Genomic DNA, 16,138 nt, shown 5'->3' on the forward strand with positions numbered 1-16,138 from the left:
CAACGTGAGGACACATGTTCAAACCGAACTTCTTCCTGATCACCGGCGGGCCGGGCGTCGGGAAGACCACGCTCATCGGGGAACTGCGCCGGCGCGGCGAGCGGGTCGTCGAGGAGACGCATCGGCGGGTGATCCGCGAGCAGGTGGCCAGCGGCGGGACCGACCTGCCCTGGCTGGACCAGGACGCCTATCTGGCGCGGGCCTGCCGCGAGGACATCGCGATCTTCGAGGCGATGGCGAACGTCGAGGAGCGGGTGTTCTTTGACCGGGGGATCATCGACAGCATGGTCGACGGACAGGCGCCGAGCTGGATGGAGGACGCCGCGCGCACCTATCGCTACAGCCCGATCGTGTTCGTTCCGCCGCCGTGGCGCGGGATCTACACGCAGGACGACGAACGTCGGCAGAGCTTCGAGGACTGCCTGGCGACGCATGGGGCGATCACGCGCCAGCTCCGGCGGCTGGGTTACGAGCCGCTGGAGGCGCCTGTCGGCGCGGTGGAGGCCCGCGCCGACTTCGTGTTGGAGATGGCGGGCCGGACCTAGGCCGCCAGCGGCTGGCGGCGGCGGCGGATCGCGACGCCGGCGAGGCCGAAGCCGGTGATCAGCATCGCCCAGGTCGAGGGCTCGGGGATCGCTGCCGTCGAGCCGGCGAAGTCCCAGGTCCCCTTGAAGCCCTGGGAATTGTAGAGGTTGTTATACAGACCCTCGCCGGCCTCGAGGGTGAACTGGTCGGAGAGCGACTGGTAGTAGCTGGAGTCGAACAGCACCGGCCCGTCGACCTCGGTGTTGTAGTAGCTCTCGAAGCCCGACACGTACGAGCCCAGGCGCAGGACCGGGCGAGTGCTGGTCAGCGGCCCCAGATAGCCGACCACGCCGACGACCTTGCCGTCCGCGAACACGATCGCCGGCGCGCCGTAGTACGCCGTCGAGAATTCCGAGCCGCCCCCCGAGCGCTCGATCGAATAGTCCCGGGTGAACACGGGATCGCCGTCGTAGATGTCGTCGCCCGTGTTCCAGGTGAGGCCTTCACCGGTGATGTTCCAGGACTCGCCGGCCGGCGCCGAGCCCCAGCTGAAGAACGCCACCGAGTAGCCGGTGTCGCCCCACTTGACGATGTTGTCGGAGCTGATCCGGGCCGACAGGTTGATGGTCTCGCCGACCGCGAAGTTCGGGTCGACGCCCGTGTTGATGTCTTCGATCGGCCCCTGCCCCAGCTCGGACACCAGCGTGCCGGTAAGATTGAAGTTGTAGAATTGGGCGGCGTCGGCCGATCCAGCGGACACGACGACCAGCGCCGCGGCGACGGCTCCAAGCATCTTCGACATGGCAAAACTCCCTAGGGTAGAGTTAATTCTCGCTAACCAATCCTAGATGTCAACGCGGCAGCCACCTTCCACCGTTCGCCGAACACGCGCGCCACAACGGCCAGCGATCTGAGCCCGACGGGCGGCCGGGAACCGAACGCCCCTTGACCCATTGGAGTTGCCTGTATCCTCTGGGTTGCATCGGCGGCCCAGACCGTTGGTCATGGGCGTGGCGAGCGGCAGGCGTGGTCGGCGAGGCGAGAACGGCGTTGCAGGTGTCCGCGCATTCGGGCGTGCTGACGGCGCTCAGCCAAGCGCCGCTGGGGATCGCCATCTTCGACCGCGAGATGCGCTATCTCGCGGCCTCCAGCCGCTTCTTGACCGAGCAAGGCCTGCCCGGCGACGTGCCGCTGGTCGGCCGCCACCACTACGACGTTTTCCCGGACATCCCCGAGCGCTGGCGCGATATCCACCGGCGCGCGCTGATCGAGGGGCTCGAGCTCAGTCACGACGCCGACCCTTTCGAACGCGCCAATGGACGGGTGGACTGGATTCGCTGGTCCCTGAAGCCTTGGCGCGACGACGACGGAGAGATCGGCGGGCTGGTGCTCTACACCGAGCACGTGACCCCCGCCGTCGAGGCGCGGGCGCGGCTGGAGGCGGCCGAGGCGCGCTATCGGGCGGTGTTCGACCAGGCGGCCATGGGCGTCGCGCGCGTGGCTCCCGACGGGCGGCTGCTGGAGGTGAACGACCGGTTCTGCGCGATGCTGAACTACAGCCGCGGCGAGCTGACCGACATGACGTTCCAGCAGATCACCCACCCCGAGGACCTGGACTCCAACATATCCCTGACGCGGGCGCTGCTGGCCGGCGCCATCGAGACCTATTCGATGGAGAAGCGCTACATCGCCAAGGGCGGCCAGGTGATCTGGAACAACCTGACTGTGGCGCTGGTGCGCAACGGCGGCGGCGAACCCGACTACTTCATCTCGATCATCGACGACATCGGCGCGCGCAAGCAGGCCGAGGCGGAGCAGAAGCGCTATCAGGGCCAGCTGCGGCTGATGATCAACGAGCTGAACCACCGGGTGAAGAACACCCTGGCCACGGTGCAGTCGATGGCCTCGCAGACCCTGCGGGCCGAGAGCGACCCGGAGGTCGTCTACGAGAAGCTGGAGGCGCGACTGCTGGGACTGTCGCAGGCCCACGACGTGCTGACGCGCGAGCGATGGCACGGCGCTGAACTGCGCGACCTGGCCGAGCGGGCGCTGGGGCCGTTCCTGGACGCGACGGCCGGCCAGATCGGCCTGCAGGGGCCGCCCGCCTGGCTGCAGCCGGGCGCGGCGCTGTCGATGGCGCTGATCCTGCACGAGCTGGCGACCAACGCCGTGAAGTACGGTTCGCTTTCCGTGGCGCGCGGCAAGGTCGACCTGACCTGGACCCTGGAGGGCCAGCAACTGACCGCGGTCTGGACCGAGAGCGGCGGGCCCAAGGTCGAGCCGCCGCGACGCCGTGGGTTCGGCACGCGGCTGATCGAACGCGGCCTGCGCGGCGAGCTGAGGGGCGCGGTCACGATGAACTATGCGCGCCGCGGCCTGATCTGCACGATGCAGGCGCAGCTGGCTGAACGCAGCGACCAGCTGAACCTGTTCGAGGGCGCCTGAGGCGCCCCTTAGGTCTCGACGAAGGCCTTTTCCAGCACGAAGTCGCCCGGCGAGGCGAGCGAGCCTTCTTCGTAGCCGCGCTCGACCAGCAGGGTCTTCAGGTCGGCCAGCACCGAGGGGCCGCCGCAGAGCATCAGGCGGTCGACGGCCGGGTCCAGCGGCGACACGCCGAGGTCCTCGAAGATCTTGCCCGAGGTGATCAGGTCGGTGATCCGGCCCTGAGTGCGGAACGGCTCGCGGGTCACGGTCGGGTAGTAGCGGAGCTTGTCGCCGATCACCTCGCTGAGGATCTCGTCCTCACGCAGGTCCTTCTCGAACAGTTCGGCGTAGTTCAGGTCGGCGACGTTGCGGACCGTGTGGGTGACGATCACCTCGTCGAAGCGGTCGTAGACCTCCGGGTCGCGGGCCAGCGACAGCCAGGGGGCCAGGCCGGTGCCGGTGCCGACCATGTAGAGCCGCTTGCCGGGCTTGAGACCGTCGAGCACCAGGGTGCCGGTCGGCTTCTTGCCGATCAGCACCTCGTCGCCGACCTTGATCTTCTGCAGGCGCGAGGTCAGCGGGCCGTCGGCGACCTTGATCGAATAGAACTCGAGTTCGTCGTGCCACGAGGGGCTGGCGATCGAATAGGCGCGCACCAGCGGTTTGCCGTCGACTTCCAGGCCGACCATCACGAACTGGCCCGACGAGAAACGCAGGCCCGGATCGCGGGTGGTGCGGAACGAGAACAGCTCGTCGGTCCAGTGCTGGACCCAGGTCACGGTCTCGATCATGAAGGCGCCGCGCGCCTTGGACGCGGCCGGGGCCGGAGCGATTACATCAGTCATGACAAGTCTTTGGCTACCGTAGGGCCGGCGGCGACACGGGCCGCCAGCAAGGTTGGAGCGTATGTAGCAACGCCGTCGTCAGATGTCGCCGCCGACATTGTCGACAGCGCCGGGGGCGCGGGCGACATGGATGCCGCACTCGGTCTTGTCCTGGCCGGCCCAGCGGCCGGCGCGGACGTCCTGGCCCGCCTCCACGGCCTTGGTGCACGGCCAGCAGCCGATCGACGGGAAGCCCTGGGCGACCAGCGGGTGCGCCGGCAGGTCGTGCTCGGCCATGTAGGCGTCCAGCTCGGCCTTGCCCCAGTTGGCCAGCGGATTGAACTTCACCTGGCCGTCGGCCTGCTCGACCACCGGCAGCGACAGGCGGTCGCCGCCGTGGAAGCGCTTGCGGCCAGTGATCCAGCCGTCGAACTCGGCGAGCGCCTTGTCCAGCGGAATGACCTTGCGGACCTCGCAGCAGGCGTCGGTGTCGGTCTGCCAGAGCTTGGCGTTGGGATCGGCGACGGCGAGATCGTTGAAGGCCGGGCGCAGGTCGCGCACGTCGGTCAGGCCGAGCTTGGCCGCCAGGTTCTTTCGATAGTCGAGCGTCTGGCCGAACAGCATGCCGGTGTCGAGGAACAGCACCGGCGTGTCCGGCTTGATCTTCGACATCATGTGCAGCAGCACCGCGGACTCGGCCCCGAAGGACGAGACCAGGGCCAGCTTGTCGCCGAACGCCTCGACCGCCGATTCCAGCACCGTGGCCGGATGGGCGTGGCGCAACTCGGCGTCGAGCCGGGCCGCGAGGGACGGACGCTCCAACTGATCGAAGGCCATGGTCAGCTCACTCCCTTTCGGCGAAGGCCGGCGCACGGCGGTCGGCCGCGCGCTGGTAGACGTGGCGTTGGCGGTGGGCGGTGTGCGCCCATTGCTCGGGGGTCGAGCCGTCGGCCGGCTCGAAGGCGTCGAAGCCGACGCGGACCATGAAGCCGGCCTGCTCGCGCAGGACGTCGCCGACGGCGCGGACCTCGCCCTTGAAGCCGTAGCGCTCGCGCAGCAGGCGCGCGGCGGTGTAGGCGCGGCCGTCGTTGAACTTCGGGAAGGCCACGGCGACCAGGGCGATGCGCGGCAGGTCGTAGGCCAGGACCTCGACCTCTTCGGCCGGCTCCAGCCGCACGCCAACCGAGCGGCCCTCGGCGAGCAAGCGCTCGCCTTCGCTCTGGAAGCGGGTCAGGGAGATGATCAGGTCGCCGCGGACCAGGTCCTCGTCGTCAGAAACGTGGGTGTAGGGATCCTCGACCAGCGAGAACTGGCCGTCCGTCAGCTTAATTCGCGTCGGCATAGACGGCCTCCTTGAAGGGAACGACGCCGGTGCGGCGGAAGGTGTCGAGGAAGCGCTCCTGGCCCTGGCGTTCGCGCAGATAGACCTCGACCAGGGTGTCGATGGCCGGGGCCACGCGTTCGGCCGGCAGGGCCGGGCCAAGCATCGAGCCGACGGAGGCGTCCTCCGCCCCCGAGCCGCCGAGGGTTAGCTGGTAGAACTCCTCGCCCTTCTTATCGACGCCGAGGATGCCGATGTGGCCGACGTGGTGGTGGCCGCAGGCGTTGATGCAACCGCTGATCTTGATCTTCAGCTCGCCGATCAGTTCGGCCCGCTCCTGGTCGGCGAAGGTCCGGGCGATGTCCTGGGCGATCGGGATCGCCCGGGCGTTGGCCAGAGCGCAGTAGTCGAGCCCCGGGCAGGCGATCATGTCGGTGATCAGGTTGACGTTCGGCGTCGCCAGGCCGGCCGCGTTCAGCGACGCATAGAGCGCCGGCAGGTCGTCGAGCTTGACGTGCGGCAGCACCAGGTTCTGCTCGTGGGTGACGCGGATGTCGTTCTGGCCGAAGCGCTCGGCCAGGTCGGCGACCACGTCCATCTGGTCGGAAGTGGCGTCGCCGGGGGTCTCGCCGATCGCCTTCAGCGAGATCTCGACGATGGTGTAGCCGGCGCGCTTGTGCTCACGCAGGTTGTTGCGCGCGAAGCGGGCCAGGCCCGGATCGGCGGCCTTGGCGGCCTCGAACACTTCGGAGCGGTTGACCAGGGTGGCGAAGTCGGTCGGGGCGAAGGCGCCGCGGATTCGGGCGATCTCGGTGTCCGGCAGATCGCTCTCCGGGCCGATCTTGGCCCATTCCTCTTCGACCTGGCGGGCGAACTCCTCGGCGCCGAGGGCGGAGACCAGGATCTTGATGCGCGCCTTGTACTTGTTGTCCCGGCGACCGTGGCGATTGAAGACGCGCAGGATCGCTTCCAGGTACGAGACCAGGCGGTTGGCCGGCAGGAATTCCTTGATCGTCGGGCCGACGAACGGCGTGCGGCCGAGGCCGCCGCCGACGATGACCTCGAAGCCCAGCGTGCCGTCGCGGCCGCGGCGCATCATCAGCCCGATGTCGTGGACCTTGGCGGCCGTGCGGTCCTTGGCGGCGCCGGTGATGGCGATCTTGAACTTGCGCGGCAGGAACGAGAATTCCGGGTGCAGGCTGGACCACTGGCGGATCGCCTCGGACCAGACCCGCGGATCGTCGACTTCTTCCGCCGTCGCGCCGGCATAGGGGTCGGCGGTGGTGTTGCGGATGCAGTTGCCGCTGGTCTGGATGGCGTGCATGTCGACCGCCGCCAGCTTGTCCAGGATGTCCGGCGTGTCGGCCAGCTTGATCCAGTGGAACTGCAGGTTCTGACGGGTCGTGAAGTGGCCGTAGGCCTTGTCGTAGGTGCGGCCGATATCGGCCAGCACGCGCAGCTGGGTCGGGTTCAGCGAGCCGTAGGGGATCGCGACGCGCAGCATGTAGGCGTGCAGCTGCAGGTACAGGCCGTTCATCAGCCGGATCGGCTTGAACTGGTCCTCGGTGATCTCGCCGGCCAGACGCCGGACCACCTGTTCGCGGAATTCGGCGGCGCGGTCGGCCAGGAATTCCTTATCGAGGGTGTCGTACTGGTACATGGCCCTCCCCTCTCTAACGCTTGATCAGATTGACGCGGCCCTTGGAGCGGGCGGCGCCGGATGCATGTTGCAGGGCTTCGATGGCGGCTCCGCCTTCGGCCTGCTTGCCGTGGTGCAGATGGTTGGTCGGACCGAGCGCGCGCAGGCGCTCGCGATAGCTGACCGGCGCCCACAGGCCTTCGCTCTCGATGAGGTCGATCAGGTAGGGATCGACGATCACCGTCTGCAGGGTCTTGGCGTGCGCTTCGGCGGCCTCGCCGGCCTCGGCGGACTCGAAGAGCTCGGCATCGGCGAAGCGCTCGACCCAGGCCCCAGCCTTCCAGAAGACGACTTCGCCGTCGGTCAGGCGATTTCCGGTCAGGGCTTTCATTTCACGCGCAACTCAAGTTTCGGTTCAAAGGCGGCGGTATCGCCGGAAGCTTGGGCCAAGGCCATAGCCTCGCCGACGATCAGCAGAGCCGGGCCCGCCACCTGTTCGGCGGCGGCCGGCAGTTCGGCCAGGGTGGTGACGATCCGGCGCTCGTCGGCGCGGCTGGCGTTCTCGACCACCAAGGCCGGGGTCGAGCTGGCGCGCCCGGCGCCGATCAGCCGGGCGGCGATGCCCGCCGCGGTCGACACGCCCATGTAGATGACGACGGTCTGGTTGGCCTTGGCCAGGCTTTCCCAGTCCAGGTCCGGCTCGCTGCCCGAAGCGGCGTGACCGGTGACGAAGGTGACCGCCTGGGCCGATCCGCGATGGGTCAGCGGCGCCCCGGCGTTCGCACTGGCGGCCAGCGCGGCGGTGACGCCGGGCACCACGTGGCATTCGACGCCGGCTTCGCGGCAGGCTTCCAGTTCTTCGCCGCCGCGCCCGAAGATGAACGGATCGCCGCCCTTCAGGCGCACGACCTTCAAGCCCTCCTGGGCGAAGGCGACGAGCATGCGGTTGATCTCGTCCTGGGCGTAGGAGTGGCGCGACTTGCGCTTGGCGACGCTAATGCGGCGGGCCGAAGCCGGCGCCAGGTCGAGAATCTCGTCGGTGACCAATCCGTCGTGGACAACGACCTCGGCGGCCTGCAACGCCTTGAGCGCCTTGAGGGTCAGCAGTTCGGGGTCGCCGGGACCAGCGCCCACCAGCCAGACCGCGCCGGTCGCGCGGCGGCGCGCCCCGCCCAGGACCACGAGGCGCTGGCCGCTCTCGTTTTTGGGCTTGCGGTGAGGCATTGTTTTTAGCTTCTCTAAACGCCAGAGCTTGAATGTGAGAGCGGGACGGGCTTGCACCCGCCCCGCCACATTATCCGCCGACGAAAAGGGCCAATACCTCGGCGAACAGTTGCAAATTGGTCGTGAAGAGGCCAATTCGCAACCCAAGGACTTCTGCCGGGGGTGTCAGGAAAACTCGATGGAGCGTAACGCGGAACGCCGACGATTGCCGCCACTCAACGCCCTGCGGGCGTTCGAGGCGGCCGCGCGGCACCTGAATTTTTCTAGGGCTGCGGACGAGCTGTCCGTGACCCCTGGCGCGGTCAGCCAGCAGATCCAGAACCTGGAAGACTATGTCGGCGCGGCCCTGTTCAAGCGCACGCCCAAGGGCCTGCTGCTGACCGACGCGGCGCAGACCGCCCTGCCCGCCCTGCGCGAGGCCTTCGACCGCCTGGCCGAGGCCGCCTCGATGCTGACCGCGGCGGTGGACGGGCGCCGGCTGACGCTGACCGCCGCGCCGTCGTTCGCAGCCAAGTGGCTGGTGCCGCGGCTGGGCCGATTCGAAGAGCTGCATCCGCAGGTCGACGTGTGGCTGTCGGCAGGGCTGGAACTGGTCGACCTGACCGCCGGCGAAGTGGACGTGGCGATCCGTTACGGGGCCGGCCGCTACCCCGGCCTGGAGGTTCGGCGGCTGATCGGCGAAACCGTAATTCCCGTGCTTTCTCCGGATCTTGCGGCAAACATTCCGCTGAACGAACCCGCCGATCTGGCGGGCCACGTGCTGCTGCACGACGGCTCGCCCGAGCCGGACGATTCGTGCCCCGACTGGACCATGTGGCTGGCGGCCCGCGGCCTGCGCGGCATCGACGGCGCGCGCGGCCCGCGGTTCAACCAGTCGAGCCTGGTGATCGAGGCGGCGGTGAACGGCCGCGGCGTGGCGCTGGCCAAGCGCACCCTGGCCCAGGCCGACCTGGACGCCGGCCGGCTGATCGCCCCGCTGCAGATCGCGACGGCGGTCGATTTCGCCTATTACGTCGTGCATCCCAAGGCCAAGGGCCGGCTGCCGCAGGTCAAGGCGTTCATCAACTGGATCGCCGCCGAGGCCGAAGCCCACGAAGCTGCGCTAAGAAGCCTGGACAACGGGGCCGGGATTTAGTCCTAAGCGGCCATGAAAATCGTTGTTGATGAGCGGCCGTTGCCGGCCGACTGCGAGACCATGCTCGACGTCCGCAAGGGCGTCGATGCTCTGGACCGCGCGCTTGTTCTCATGCTGGCCGAGCGCCAGCGCTACATGGACGCCGCCGCCCGTATCAAATCCGAGCGCCACACGGTGCTGGACACGGCGCGGATCGAGGACGTCGTGACCAAGGTCAAGGCGGCGGCCCGCGAGGCGGGCCTGTCCGAGGAGATCGCCGAACCGGTGTGGCGGCTGCTGATCGACCGCTGCATCGCCTATGAGTTCGGCGTCTGGGATCAGCTGCGCGGCGTGCGCAAAGACTGAAGCGCCCGTTCGTGGGCGTAGGCCGCGACGTCGGCCAGCGCCGCGTCGAGCGCGTCCTTGACCAAATCCAGCGCGCCAGGGCCTGCGGCCTCGGCGCGCTCACAGGCGTCGCCGAGCTGAAACGCCCCGACCCCGCGGGCCGCGCCCTTGATCGTGTGCACGGCGTCGCGCCAGCCTTCCGACGCCGGATCCAGCAGCGCCGCCCAGATCGCCGCCTGCTCGCGGAACAGGCTCAGCACCTCGTCGATCACGTCGCCGTCGCCGGCCGTGAAGGATTCGAGGTATTTGAAGTCCACCGCTCCGGTGAGGTCGCGCCTCGCCATGGTATTTTCCCGCTTTGAACGCCGACTCGACCCTGACGTGCACTTGCTCAGGTTGCCGCCGGCCTAACAAGGACTTCGCCGCATGAAGATTTTGGTCGGCACGCCCACCTACAACGGCCAGGTGACGGGGCAGTACACGCGCACCATGCTGGAACTGCAGGCGATGCTGGGCCCGTCCATGGGCTGGGAGTCGACCAAGGCGGTGATCATCTCGACGGCGCGCAACCTGCTGGCCAGCCGGGTGCTGGAGACCGACCACACCCATCTGCTGTTCGTCGACGCCGACGTCAGCTTTCCGGCCGGGGTCGTGCAGAAGATGATCGCCCTGGACGAGCCGGTGGTCGCGGGCATCTATCCGCAGCGGACCCTGAACGTCGCCGCGTTCCACGCCGCCTCACGCAAGCACGACGATCCGAACACCGCCTTCGCCGCCGCGCTCAGCTATCCGGTCGATCTGGTCGAGCCGCACGTGACCAAGGGCGAGTTCTACGAGGCCAAGACCGCCCCGACCGGGCTGATGCTGATCAAGCGCGAGGTGTTCGAGCAGATGCGCGCCGCCGACCCGTCGCTCTATCGCCGCGCCGAGGGCAGCTACTACGCCTACCAGAACCTGCAGAACGTGCTGCAGTGCTTCGAGCCGCTGGCTGACGAGAACGGCGTGGCGATGAGCGAGGATGTTTCGTTCTGCCATCGCTGGCGGGCGCTGGGCGGAAAGATCTGGACCCTGTTCGACCACTATATCGGCCACACCGGGCCCTACACCTTCCGACCGATGCCGGCCGGATGACAAAGACGCTTGCAACGCAGATCGAGACTCGCTAACAGGACGCCTCCCCAGCGGGGCCGCGAGCGAAACGCTCTCCGGACCGGCCAGGGAACTAACCGCAAAGCCTTATGGCGTAACGGTTATGGGTGCATAGCTCAGTTGGTAGAGCAGCTGACTCTTAATCAGCGGGTCGTAGGTTCGAATCCTACTGCACCCACCATTCGAACCCCCCGCCAACAGGGGTTCACCACTCCCCCGAACAGAACCCGCCGCCGTCCGTGCGACTTGATTGAAGCCGCCCGGCGACAGCGCGGTTCAACCAGGCGCGCCGACGTCCACGGACGGCGCGTTCAAAGCCACGCGCCGTCGTTCGAGCAGCGGCGTTGCCAAGGTGATCGCGGCCAGCAGCTCGGACGCCTTGAACGGCTTGCCGAGGAACCCGACCGCCATGTCCTGGGCGACCAGGTGCTCGTTGTGGCTGCCGGAGATGAACAGCGCCGGCACGCCCCAGCGCTCATGGAGCGCCTTCGCCAACTCGGCGCCGCTGCCGGCGTCGGCCAGCTCCACGTCGACGATCGCCAGGTCCGCCCCGTGGAGCGCGGCCTGCGCGAGTGCGACCTCGGCGCCGACCGCGTGGGCGACGACGCGGTGTCCGGCGTGGGTCAGGGCCTCGACCATGGCCGGGCCCAGATCGGGGTCATCCTCGACGACCAGCAGCGACAGGGACAACGGGGCGGCCGAAAAGCCCTCGAGCTGGCCGGCCGCGGCCGGCAGATAGACCTTCGGCGTCCAATCCGGCGCGGTCGAGGCCATCTGTTCGCCGTCAGCTCCGAACTCCCGGGCGATCAGCGGCCGCACCCGTCGCCAGATTTCGGGGGCGTCGACCTCGCCGACGTCCAGGTCGAGAATCCGCGCATACCCCGCCAGCTCGCCGCGCACGCGCTCGGAAGATTCGGGCGCGTCAGGCTCCAAGAGCCCGTCATAGGCGCGGCAAAGATCGAGATACGCGCTCGCACGGACCTGGGACATGTTCGTCATAGTCGACTCCGTCTCAGCCCCCGCCAACACCTATCAACTGGCTCGTGTATGCCGCAGGGCAAGCTCCCCGCGGCCTCACAAGCGCGCCAGGAACGATCACAATGGCGTAGGCATCGCCCGCGAGCGGCGGCGCCCCAGGGGATCACCCGATGTCGCCGGGAACGCGCATGTGCTGGGATTTCGCGACTTCACACCGGTGAGCCCCATGCTTCGCCCGCCCACGGACACGCGTTTCGACATCAGGCCCGACCCCGCCGGGTTCAGCGTCCGCGACCTCGCAACCGGCGAGACGCTGATCATCGCGAAGGTCAGACAGTGCGGCCTGTCGCGAGAAGACGCCGAACACACCGCAGCGGTCCTCAATCAGGCTCCTGACGACGCGTCGCGCACAACTCACTGACCGGCGCGCGCCGCCGCCCCAGGAACGGCGCCGCCGCGCGCACGTTTCCCGAAACGGCGAGATAGGTGGACGCAATGGTGAACGAACGGCGCCGCCGAGGCTTCCTGGCCATCTGGATTGCGAGGCTGTTCGGGGCCCTGCTCCTGCTCATCGGACTGACGCTAGTGGTCGGCGGCGTCTGGCTCGCGGCCCTCGGCGGTTCGGCCTATTACCTGATCGTCGGGGCGGCGCTGCTGGCGGCGGGCTGGTTCACGCTGCAGGCCCGAGAAATCGGGCCATGGATCTACATCGCCGCCTTCATCGGCACGGTGGCGTGGGCCCTGGCGGAATCAGGCCTCGACGGCTGGGCCCTGGTTCCGCGACTGGTCGGCCCCACGGTGCTGGCGGTGCTGGCGATCGTGGTGGCGACGCTGTTGAGCGAGCGCCGAAGCCGCCTGCAGGCGATGGCGATCGAACTGGGCGTGCTGGGCGTGGCGGCGGCGGCCCTGGTAGTGACCGTCGCGGCGTCCGACCGCCCCCGCCCCAACGCCATGCCGGAAGCCGGACTGGTCATGACCGACAGCGCGCCTGTCACCGCGGCCGGCGCCGGCGTCGACTGGCCGGCCTATGGCGGCACGTACAGCGCCCGGCGCTACTCGCCGCTCACCCAGATCACGGCCCAGAACGTCGGCGGTCTGGAGCGGGTCTGGCTCTCCCACACCGGAGACCTTCCAAGCGCCCATGCAAAGGACAAGTACGGGGCCGAGACTACGCCGTTGAAGGTGGCCGACACGCTCTATCTGTGCACGCCCAAGAACATCCTGATCGCCCTGGATCCGGCGACCGGCGAGACGCGCTGGCGCTATGACCCCAAGGTCTCCGACGACTGGATTCCGTACACGGCCGCCTGCCGCGGGGTGAGCTACTACGCCGTTCCCGGACAGGACGCCGCGAGCGCCTGCGGCACCCGCATCATCGAGGGCACGCTGGACGGGCGCCTGATCGCGGTCGACGCCCGCACGGGCGCGCCCTGCGCCGGCTTCGGGCGCAGCGGCCAGGTCGACATCAAGACCGGCATGGGTCCGGTGATCCCTGGCTATGTGGCGATCACCTCGCCCCCGGTGATCGTGCGCGGGGTGATCGTGACCGGTCAGCAGGTGCTGGACGGCCAGGACAACAATGCGCCGTCCGGCGTGATCCAGGGTTTCGACGCGGTGACCGGCGTCCAGCGCTGGGCCTGGGACCTGGGGCGGCCCGGCGAGAGCGCGCCCCTGCAGCCGCCGCAGATGTACACGCGCGGCACGCCCAACATGTGGACGACGGCCTCGGCCGACGAGGCGTTGGGTTTGGTCTACCTGCCCATGGGCAATTCGGCGGCGGACTACTGGAGCAGCGACCGCTCGGCCCAGGAGAACATGTTCTCGACCTCGCTGGTGGCGCTGGATGTGACGAGCGGCCAGCCGGCGTGGCGCTTCCAGACGGTGCACAAGGACGTGTGGGACTACGACCTCGGCGCGCAGGCGACCCTGGTGGACTTCCCCTCGGGCGCCGGGACGATCCCGGCGCTGCTGCTGCCCAGCAAGCAGGGCGACATCTACGTGCTGGACCGCCGCACGGGACGTCCGATCACCGGCGTCGAGGAACGCCCGGCGCCGACCGGCGGGGTGGAGCCGCAGCAGCGCGCGGCGACCCAGCCGCACTCGCTGTTCCACACGTTGCGCAAGGCCGACCTGACCGAGAAGGACATGTGGGGCATGTCGCCCATCGACCAGATGGCGTGCCGCATCCAGTTCCGGCGGGCGAGCTACAAGGGCTTCTACACCCCGCCAGAGGCCGACCGGCGCTGGGTGGAGTACCCGGGCTACAACGGCGGGACCGACTGGGGCGGCATCGCCGTCGACCCGGTGCGCGGGGTCATCGTCGCCAACTACAACGACATGCCGAACTACAACCGCCTGGTGCCGCGGGCCGAGGCCAATCGCCTGGGCTGGGCGCCGCGCAAGGACGCCCGCGGCGGCGATCTGGGCGGCGGTGCGGAAGGCGCGGGCGATCCGCAGTTCGGCGTGCCCTACGCGATCCAGGTGAACGCCGGCTGGCGGCTGCCGTTCACGGGCCTGCTCTGCAAGCAGCCGCCCTATGGCGGCCTGCGGGCGGTGGACCTGCGCACCGGCCGCACGATCTGGGACCGCCCGCTCGGCAGCGCCCGCCGCAACGGCCCGTTCGGCGTGCCCTCGGGCCTGCCGCTGGAGATCGGCACGCCGAACAACGGGGGCGCGGTCGTGACGGCCGGCGGCGTGATCTTCGTCGCCGCCGCCACCGACAACCTGATCCGCGCCGTCGACCTGCGCACCGGGAAGAACCTCTGGACCGCCAAGCTGCCGGCCGGCGGCCAGGCGACGCCGATGACCTACGAGCACGCGGGCCGCCAGTACGTGGTGATCATGGCCGGCGGCCATCACTTCATGGAGACGCCGGTCGGCGACGAGGTCATCGCCTACGCCCTGCCCCAACGTCGGGCCGAGGCCCCGAGCGCCATACGATCGCCGCGCCGGCCAGGCTGAGCGCGGCCAGTCCGAACCAGGTCAGGGCATAGGCCAGGTGGGCGTTGCGGAAGGCCGTCACCGTCAGCCCGCCGACCGGATAGCCCTGGCCGGCCTCCGCATCGACGAAGAGCGGCGCGACCGCCCCGATCCCTCGCGCGCGGGCGATGGCGGCGACGTCGCGCGAGTACCAGCGGTTCGAGGCCGGGTCGTTACGGCGCAGGAAGCCTCCGCCCGGCTCGCTGGCGCGCAGCAGTCCGACGACATCGACGCGCCCGGCAGGCGGCGGACGGGTGGCCGGGTCGCGGAACTGCGCCGGCACGAAGCCGCGATTGACCAGCACTGTCCCGGCCGAGGCCCGCAGCGGCGTCACCACCCACCAGCCCGCCCCACGCTCGGTCAGCGCCTGCACCAGCGTCTCGCGGTCGTTCTCGAAGGTCCCGCTGACGCGCACGCGAGTGTAGGCGTCGGCGTCGGTGAGCGGCGACCAGTCGGTCAGCGCGCGCGGCGGCGCGTGGATCCGCGACTCCACGCGGGCGATGAGGTCGAGTTTCCACGCGCGGCGCTCGAGCTGCCAGACGCCCAGCGCGGTGAAGGCGGCCGCCAGCAGCAGGCAGAGGGCCGCGAAGAGCCTTCGCGTCATGGCGTGCTGGGGGCGGCCTCGGGCGGCATCGGCATCGACATCATGTTGCTGTTCAGGTGGTACATGATCCACAGCGAGCCGCTGATCACGATGGCGATCATCACCAGGGTGAACAGCATGGCCAGCAGGGTCCAGCCGCCCTCGGCCTGAGTGTTCACGTGCAGGAAGAAGATCGTGTGGACGATGATCTGCACGAAGGCGAGCGCGATGATCCAGGCCGCCGTGATCCGCACGTCGCCCAGCGCCCCGGTCATCACCAGCCAGAACGGCGCGGCGGTCAGCACCGCCGACAGCGCAAAGCCGATCAGATAGTCCCGCCGCGTCCCGTGGCCGTGGGTGGCCCCGTGGCCCCGCGCATGGTCGTCTGATGCGTTCACTGGAGCACTCCGAGCAGGTAGACGAAGGTGAAGACGCCGATCCACACCACATCGAGCAGGTGCCAGAACATGCCCAGGCAGATCAGCCGCCGGCGGTTCTCGGGGATCAGGCCGCGCTGGCCGATCTGGACCATCATCACCGCGATCCAGATCAGGCCGAAGGTGACGTGCAGGCCGTGGGTGCCGACCAGGGTGAAGAAGGCCGACAGGAAGGCCGAGCGCTGGGGCGTCGCCCCCTCGGCGATCAGGCTGGCGAACTCGTAGAGCTCGATACTGATGAAGGCGAGGCCGAACAGGGCGGTGACCGCCAGCCAGCCCTGGGTGGCGCGCTGGCGGCCGGCCTCCATGTCGATCATGCCCATGCCGAAGGTGATCGACGAGAACAGCAGCATGGCGGTGTTGAGCGCCACCAGCGGCAGCTCGAAGATCTCGCGCGGGGCCGGACCGCCGGCATAGTTGCCCGACACCACGCCGTAGGTCGCAAACAGCGTGGCGAAGATGAGCGCGTCGCTCATCAGGTAGATCCAGAAGCCGAGCAGCGTGCTGCCGCCGCTGGCGGCGTGGTGCTCGTCCTCCTCGACCAGATAGTAGGTCGGGTTCACCGCCTGGGCGGCGTCAAGGGTTTCGCGCGCCAT

19 protein-coding genes and 1 tRNA gene are annotated in these 16,138 nt (G+C 68.9%); 8 read left to right on the top strand and 12 right to left on the bottom strand.

The genetic code is table 11. The annotated features are described in order from the left end of the window. Positions 1-14 precede the first annotated feature (14 nt). Positions 15-545 carry an AAA family ATPase gene (locus ACSQ2H_RS13565; RefSeq protein ID WP_436061916.1) on the top strand — a complete coding sequence of 177 codons (531 nt, stop codon included), beginning with the start codon at positions 15-17 and terminating at the stop codon, positions 543-545. Here ACSQ2H_RS13565 and ACSQ2H_RS13570 read toward each other — a convergent pair. Beyond that, the gene (locus ACSQ2H_RS13570; RefSeq protein ID WP_436061917.1) at positions 542-1,327 is read right to left on the bottom strand and encodes a PEPxxWA-CTERM sorting domain-containing protein; all 786 of its coding nucleotides are present in this window, start codon (positions 1,325-1,327) and stop codon (positions 542-544) included. The genes ACSQ2H_RS13565 and ACSQ2H_RS13570 overlap by 4 nt on opposite strands. Before the next feature lie 254 nt (positions 1,328-1,581). Between ACSQ2H_RS13570 and ACSQ2H_RS13575 the strand changes: the two genes are divergently transcribed. Next, on the top strand, positions 1,582-2,970 hold the full coding sequence (locus ACSQ2H_RS13575; protein ID WP_436061918.1) for a sensor histidine kinase: 1,389 nt from the start codon (positions 1,582-1,584) through the stop codon (positions 2,968-2,970). Positions 2,971-2,978: 8 nt separating this feature from the next. Here ACSQ2H_RS13575 and ACSQ2H_RS13580 read toward each other — a convergent pair whose 3' ends face one another. The 6 genes from ACSQ2H_RS13580 to cobA all read right to left on the bottom strand — a co-directional run bounded on the left by ACSQ2H_RS13580 (position 2,979) and on the right by cobA (position 7,957). Next, the gene (locus tag ACSQ2H_RS13580; protein ID WP_436061919.1) at positions 2,979-3,794 is read right to left on the bottom strand and encodes a ferredoxin--NADP reductase; all 816 of its coding nucleotides are present in this window, start codon (positions 3,792-3,794) and stop codon (positions 2,979-2,981) included. A 78-nt stretch (positions 3,795-3,872) separates the two neighbouring features. Beyond that, positions 3,873-4,610: a phosphoadenylyl-sulfate reductase gene (locus ACSQ2H_RS13585; RefSeq protein WP_436061920.1), complete on the bottom strand. Its 738-nt coding sequence runs from the start codon at positions 4,608-4,610 to the stop codon at positions 3,873-3,875. 7 nt (positions 4,611-4,617) lie between these two features. Further along, complete coding sequence (locus tag ACSQ2H_RS13590; protein WP_436061921.1) at positions 4,618-5,115, bottom strand: DUF934 domain-containing protein; 498 nt, start codon at positions 5,113-5,115, stop codon at positions 4,618-4,620. Next, positions 5,099-6,754: a nitrite/sulfite reductase gene (locus tag ACSQ2H_RS13595; protein WP_436061922.1), complete on the bottom strand. Its 1,656-nt coding sequence runs from the start codon at positions 6,752-6,754 to the stop codon at positions 5,099-5,101. Before ACSQ2H_RS13595 ends, ACSQ2H_RS13590 begins: the two co-directional genes overlap by 17 nt. A 13-nt stretch (positions 6,755-6,767) precedes the next feature. Beyond that, on the bottom strand, positions 6,768-7,124 hold the full coding sequence (locus tag ACSQ2H_RS13600; protein ID WP_436061923.1) for a DUF2849 domain-containing protein: 357 nt from the start codon (positions 7,122-7,124) through the stop codon (positions 6,768-6,770). Next, complete coding sequence (cobA, locus tag ACSQ2H_RS13605) at positions 7,121-7,957, bottom strand: uroporphyrinogen-III C-methyltransferase (protein ID WP_436061924.1); 837 nt, start codon at positions 7,955-7,957, stop codon at positions 7,121-7,123. The genes ACSQ2H_RS13600 and cobA overlap by 4 nt, the downstream gene beginning before the upstream one ends. Positions 7,958-8,135: 178 nt before the next feature. On the opposite strand from cobA, the gene gcvA reads away from it, so the two are divergent. Together gcvA and ACSQ2H_RS13615 are read left to right on the top strand one after the other, a co-directional pair. Continuing rightward, positions 8,136-9,092: a transcriptional regulator GcvA gene (gene gcvA, locus ACSQ2H_RS13610; protein ID WP_436061925.1), complete on the top strand. Its 957-nt coding sequence runs from the start codon at positions 8,136-8,138 to the stop codon at positions 9,090-9,092. Positions 9,093-9,104: 12 nt separating this feature from the next. After that, positions 9,105-9,437 (top strand): chorismate mutase, encoded by a 333-nt coding sequence (locus tag ACSQ2H_RS13615; RefSeq protein ID WP_436061926.1) that lies wholly within the window; start codon positions 9,105-9,107, stop codon positions 9,435-9,437. Here the strand turns inward: ACSQ2H_RS13615 and ACSQ2H_RS13620 are convergent. Beyond that, the gene (locus ACSQ2H_RS13620; protein ID WP_436061927.1) at positions 9,410-9,760 is read right to left on the bottom strand and encodes an Hpt domain-containing protein; all 351 of its coding nucleotides are present in this window, start codon (positions 9,758-9,760) and stop codon (positions 9,410-9,412) included. The genes ACSQ2H_RS13615 and ACSQ2H_RS13620 overlap by 28 nt on opposite strands. Before the next feature lie 82 nt (positions 9,761-9,842). On the opposite strand from ACSQ2H_RS13620, the gene ACSQ2H_RS13625 reads away from it, so the two are divergent. Both ACSQ2H_RS13625 and ACSQ2H_RS13630 read left to right on the top strand, forming a co-directional pair. Beyond that, the gene (locus ACSQ2H_RS13625) at positions 9,843-10,547 is read left to right on the top strand and encodes a hypothetical protein (RefSeq protein ID WP_436061928.1); all 705 of its coding nucleotides are present in this window, start codon (positions 9,843-9,845) and stop codon (positions 10,545-10,547) included. A gap of 123 nt (positions 10,548-10,670) precedes the next feature. Further along, positions 10,671-10,746 (top strand) — tRNA-Lys (locus tag ACSQ2H_RS13630). 95 nt (positions 10,747-10,841) lie between these two features. On the opposite strand, the gene ACSQ2H_RS13635 is transcribed toward ACSQ2H_RS13630, so the two are convergent. Then, positions 10,842-11,564 (bottom strand): response regulator, encoded by a 723-nt coding sequence (locus ACSQ2H_RS13635; RefSeq protein WP_436061929.1) that lies wholly within the window; start codon positions 11,562-11,564, stop codon positions 10,842-10,844. A 169-nt stretch (positions 11,565-11,733) separates the two neighbouring features. Between ACSQ2H_RS13635 and ACSQ2H_RS13640 the strand changes: the two genes are divergently transcribed. After that, positions 11,734-11,964, top strand: coding sequence for a hypothetical protein (locus tag ACSQ2H_RS13640; protein ID WP_436061930.1), 231 nt, complete (start codon positions 11,734-11,736; stop codon positions 11,962-11,964). 74 nt (positions 11,965-12,038) lie between these two features. After that, complete coding sequence (locus tag ACSQ2H_RS13645) at positions 12,039-14,504, top strand: membrane-bound PQQ-dependent dehydrogenase, glucose/quinate/shikimate family (RefSeq protein WP_436061931.1); 2,466 nt, start codon at positions 12,039-12,041, stop codon at positions 14,502-14,504. Here the strand turns inward: ACSQ2H_RS13645 and ACSQ2H_RS13650 are convergent. The 3 genes from ACSQ2H_RS13650 to cyoC are packed head-to-tail and all read right to left on the bottom strand — an operon-like array spanning position 14,431 to position 16,138. Continuing rightward, positions 14,431-15,126 carry an SURF1 family protein gene (locus tag ACSQ2H_RS13650; protein WP_436061932.1) on the bottom strand — a complete coding sequence of 232 codons (696 nt, stop codon included), beginning with the start codon at positions 15,124-15,126 and terminating at the stop codon, positions 14,431-14,433. The genes ACSQ2H_RS13645 and ACSQ2H_RS13650 overlap by 74 nt on opposite strands. Beyond that, a complete protein-coding gene (gene cyoD / locus ACSQ2H_RS13655) occupies positions 15,123-15,503 on the bottom strand; it encodes a cytochrome o ubiquinol oxidase subunit IV (RefSeq protein ID WP_436061933.1) in 381 nt (126 codons plus the stop codon). Before cyoD ends, ACSQ2H_RS13650 begins: the two co-directional genes overlap by 4 nt. Further along, positions 15,500-16,138, bottom strand: a complete 639-nt coding sequence (gene cyoC, locus ACSQ2H_RS13660; RefSeq protein WP_436061934.1) for a cytochrome o ubiquinol oxidase subunit III — start codon at positions 16,136-16,138, stop codon at positions 15,500-15,502. The genes cyoD and cyoC overlap by 4 nt, the downstream gene beginning before the upstream one ends.

Source organism: Phenylobacterium sp. LjRoot97 (assembly GCF_964254345.1).
In the GTDB taxonomy this organism is placed as follows: Bacteria; Pseudomonadota; Alphaproteobacteria; order Caulobacterales; family Caulobacteraceae; genus Phenylobacterium.

Excerpts from the sequence above, each read along its gene's own strand:
- ACSQ2H_RS13565 (WP_436061916.1), top strand. The coding sequence starts at position 15 with ATGTTCAAACCGAACTTCTTCCTGATCACCGGCGGGCCGGGCGTCGGG.
- ACSQ2H_RS13570 (WP_436061917.1), bottom strand. The coding sequence starts at position 1,327 with ATGTCGAAGATGCTTGGAGCCGTCGCCGCGGCGCTGGTCGTCGTGTCC.
- ACSQ2H_RS13595 (WP_436061922.1), bottom strand. The coding sequence starts at position 6,754 with ATGTACCAGTACGACACCCTCGATAAGGAATTCCTGGCCGACCGCGCC.
- ACSQ2H_RS13635 (WP_436061929.1), bottom strand. The coding sequence starts at position 11,564 with ATGACGAACATGTCCCAGGTCCGTGCGAGCGCGTATCTCGATCTTTGC.
- cobA (WP_436061924.1), bottom strand. The coding sequence starts at position 7,957 with ATGCCTCACCGCAAGCCCAAAAACGAGAGCGGCCAGCGCCTCGTGGTC.
- ACSQ2H_RS13650 (WP_436061932.1), bottom strand. The coding sequence starts at position 15,126 with ATGACGCGAAGGCTCTTCGCGGCCCTCTGCCTGCTGCTGGCGGCCGCC.
- gcvA (WP_436061925.1), top strand. The coding sequence starts at position 8,136 with ATGGAGCGTAACGCGGAACGCCGACGATTGCCGCCACTCAACGCCCTG.
- ACSQ2H_RS13620 (WP_436061927.1), bottom strand. The coding sequence starts at position 9,760 with ATGGCGAGGCGCGACCTCACCGGAGCGGTGGACTTCAAATACCTCGAA.
- cyoC (WP_436061934.1), bottom strand. The coding sequence starts at position 16,138 with ATGGCGCGCGAAACCCTTGACGCCGCCCAGGCGGTGAACCCGACCTAC.
- ACSQ2H_RS13615 (WP_436061926.1), top strand. The coding sequence starts at position 9,105 with ATGAAAATCGTTGTTGATGAGCGGCCGTTGCCGGCCGACTGCGAGACC.
- ACSQ2H_RS13625 (WP_436061928.1), top strand. The coding sequence starts at position 9,843 with ATGAAGATTTTGGTCGGCACGCCCACCTACAACGGCCAGGTGACGGGG.
- ACSQ2H_RS13590 (WP_436061921.1), bottom strand. The coding sequence starts at position 5,115 with ATGCCGACGCGAATTAAGCTGACGGACGGCCAGTTCTCGCTGGTCGAG.
- ACSQ2H_RS13580 (WP_436061919.1), bottom strand. The coding sequence starts at position 3,794 with ATGACTGATGTAATCGCTCCGGCCCCGGCCGCGTCCAAGGCGCGCGGC.
- ACSQ2H_RS13600 (WP_436061923.1), bottom strand. The coding sequence starts at position 7,124 with ATGAAAGCCCTGACCGGAAATCGCCTGACCGACGGCGAAGTCGTCTTC.
- ACSQ2H_RS13585 (WP_436061920.1), bottom strand. The coding sequence starts at position 4,610 with ATGGCCTTCGATCAGTTGGAGCGTCCGTCCCTCGCGGCCCGGCTCGAC.
- ACSQ2H_RS13645 (WP_436061931.1), top strand. The coding sequence starts at position 12,039 with ATGGTGAACGAACGGCGCCGCCGAGGCTTCCTGGCCATCTGGATTGCG.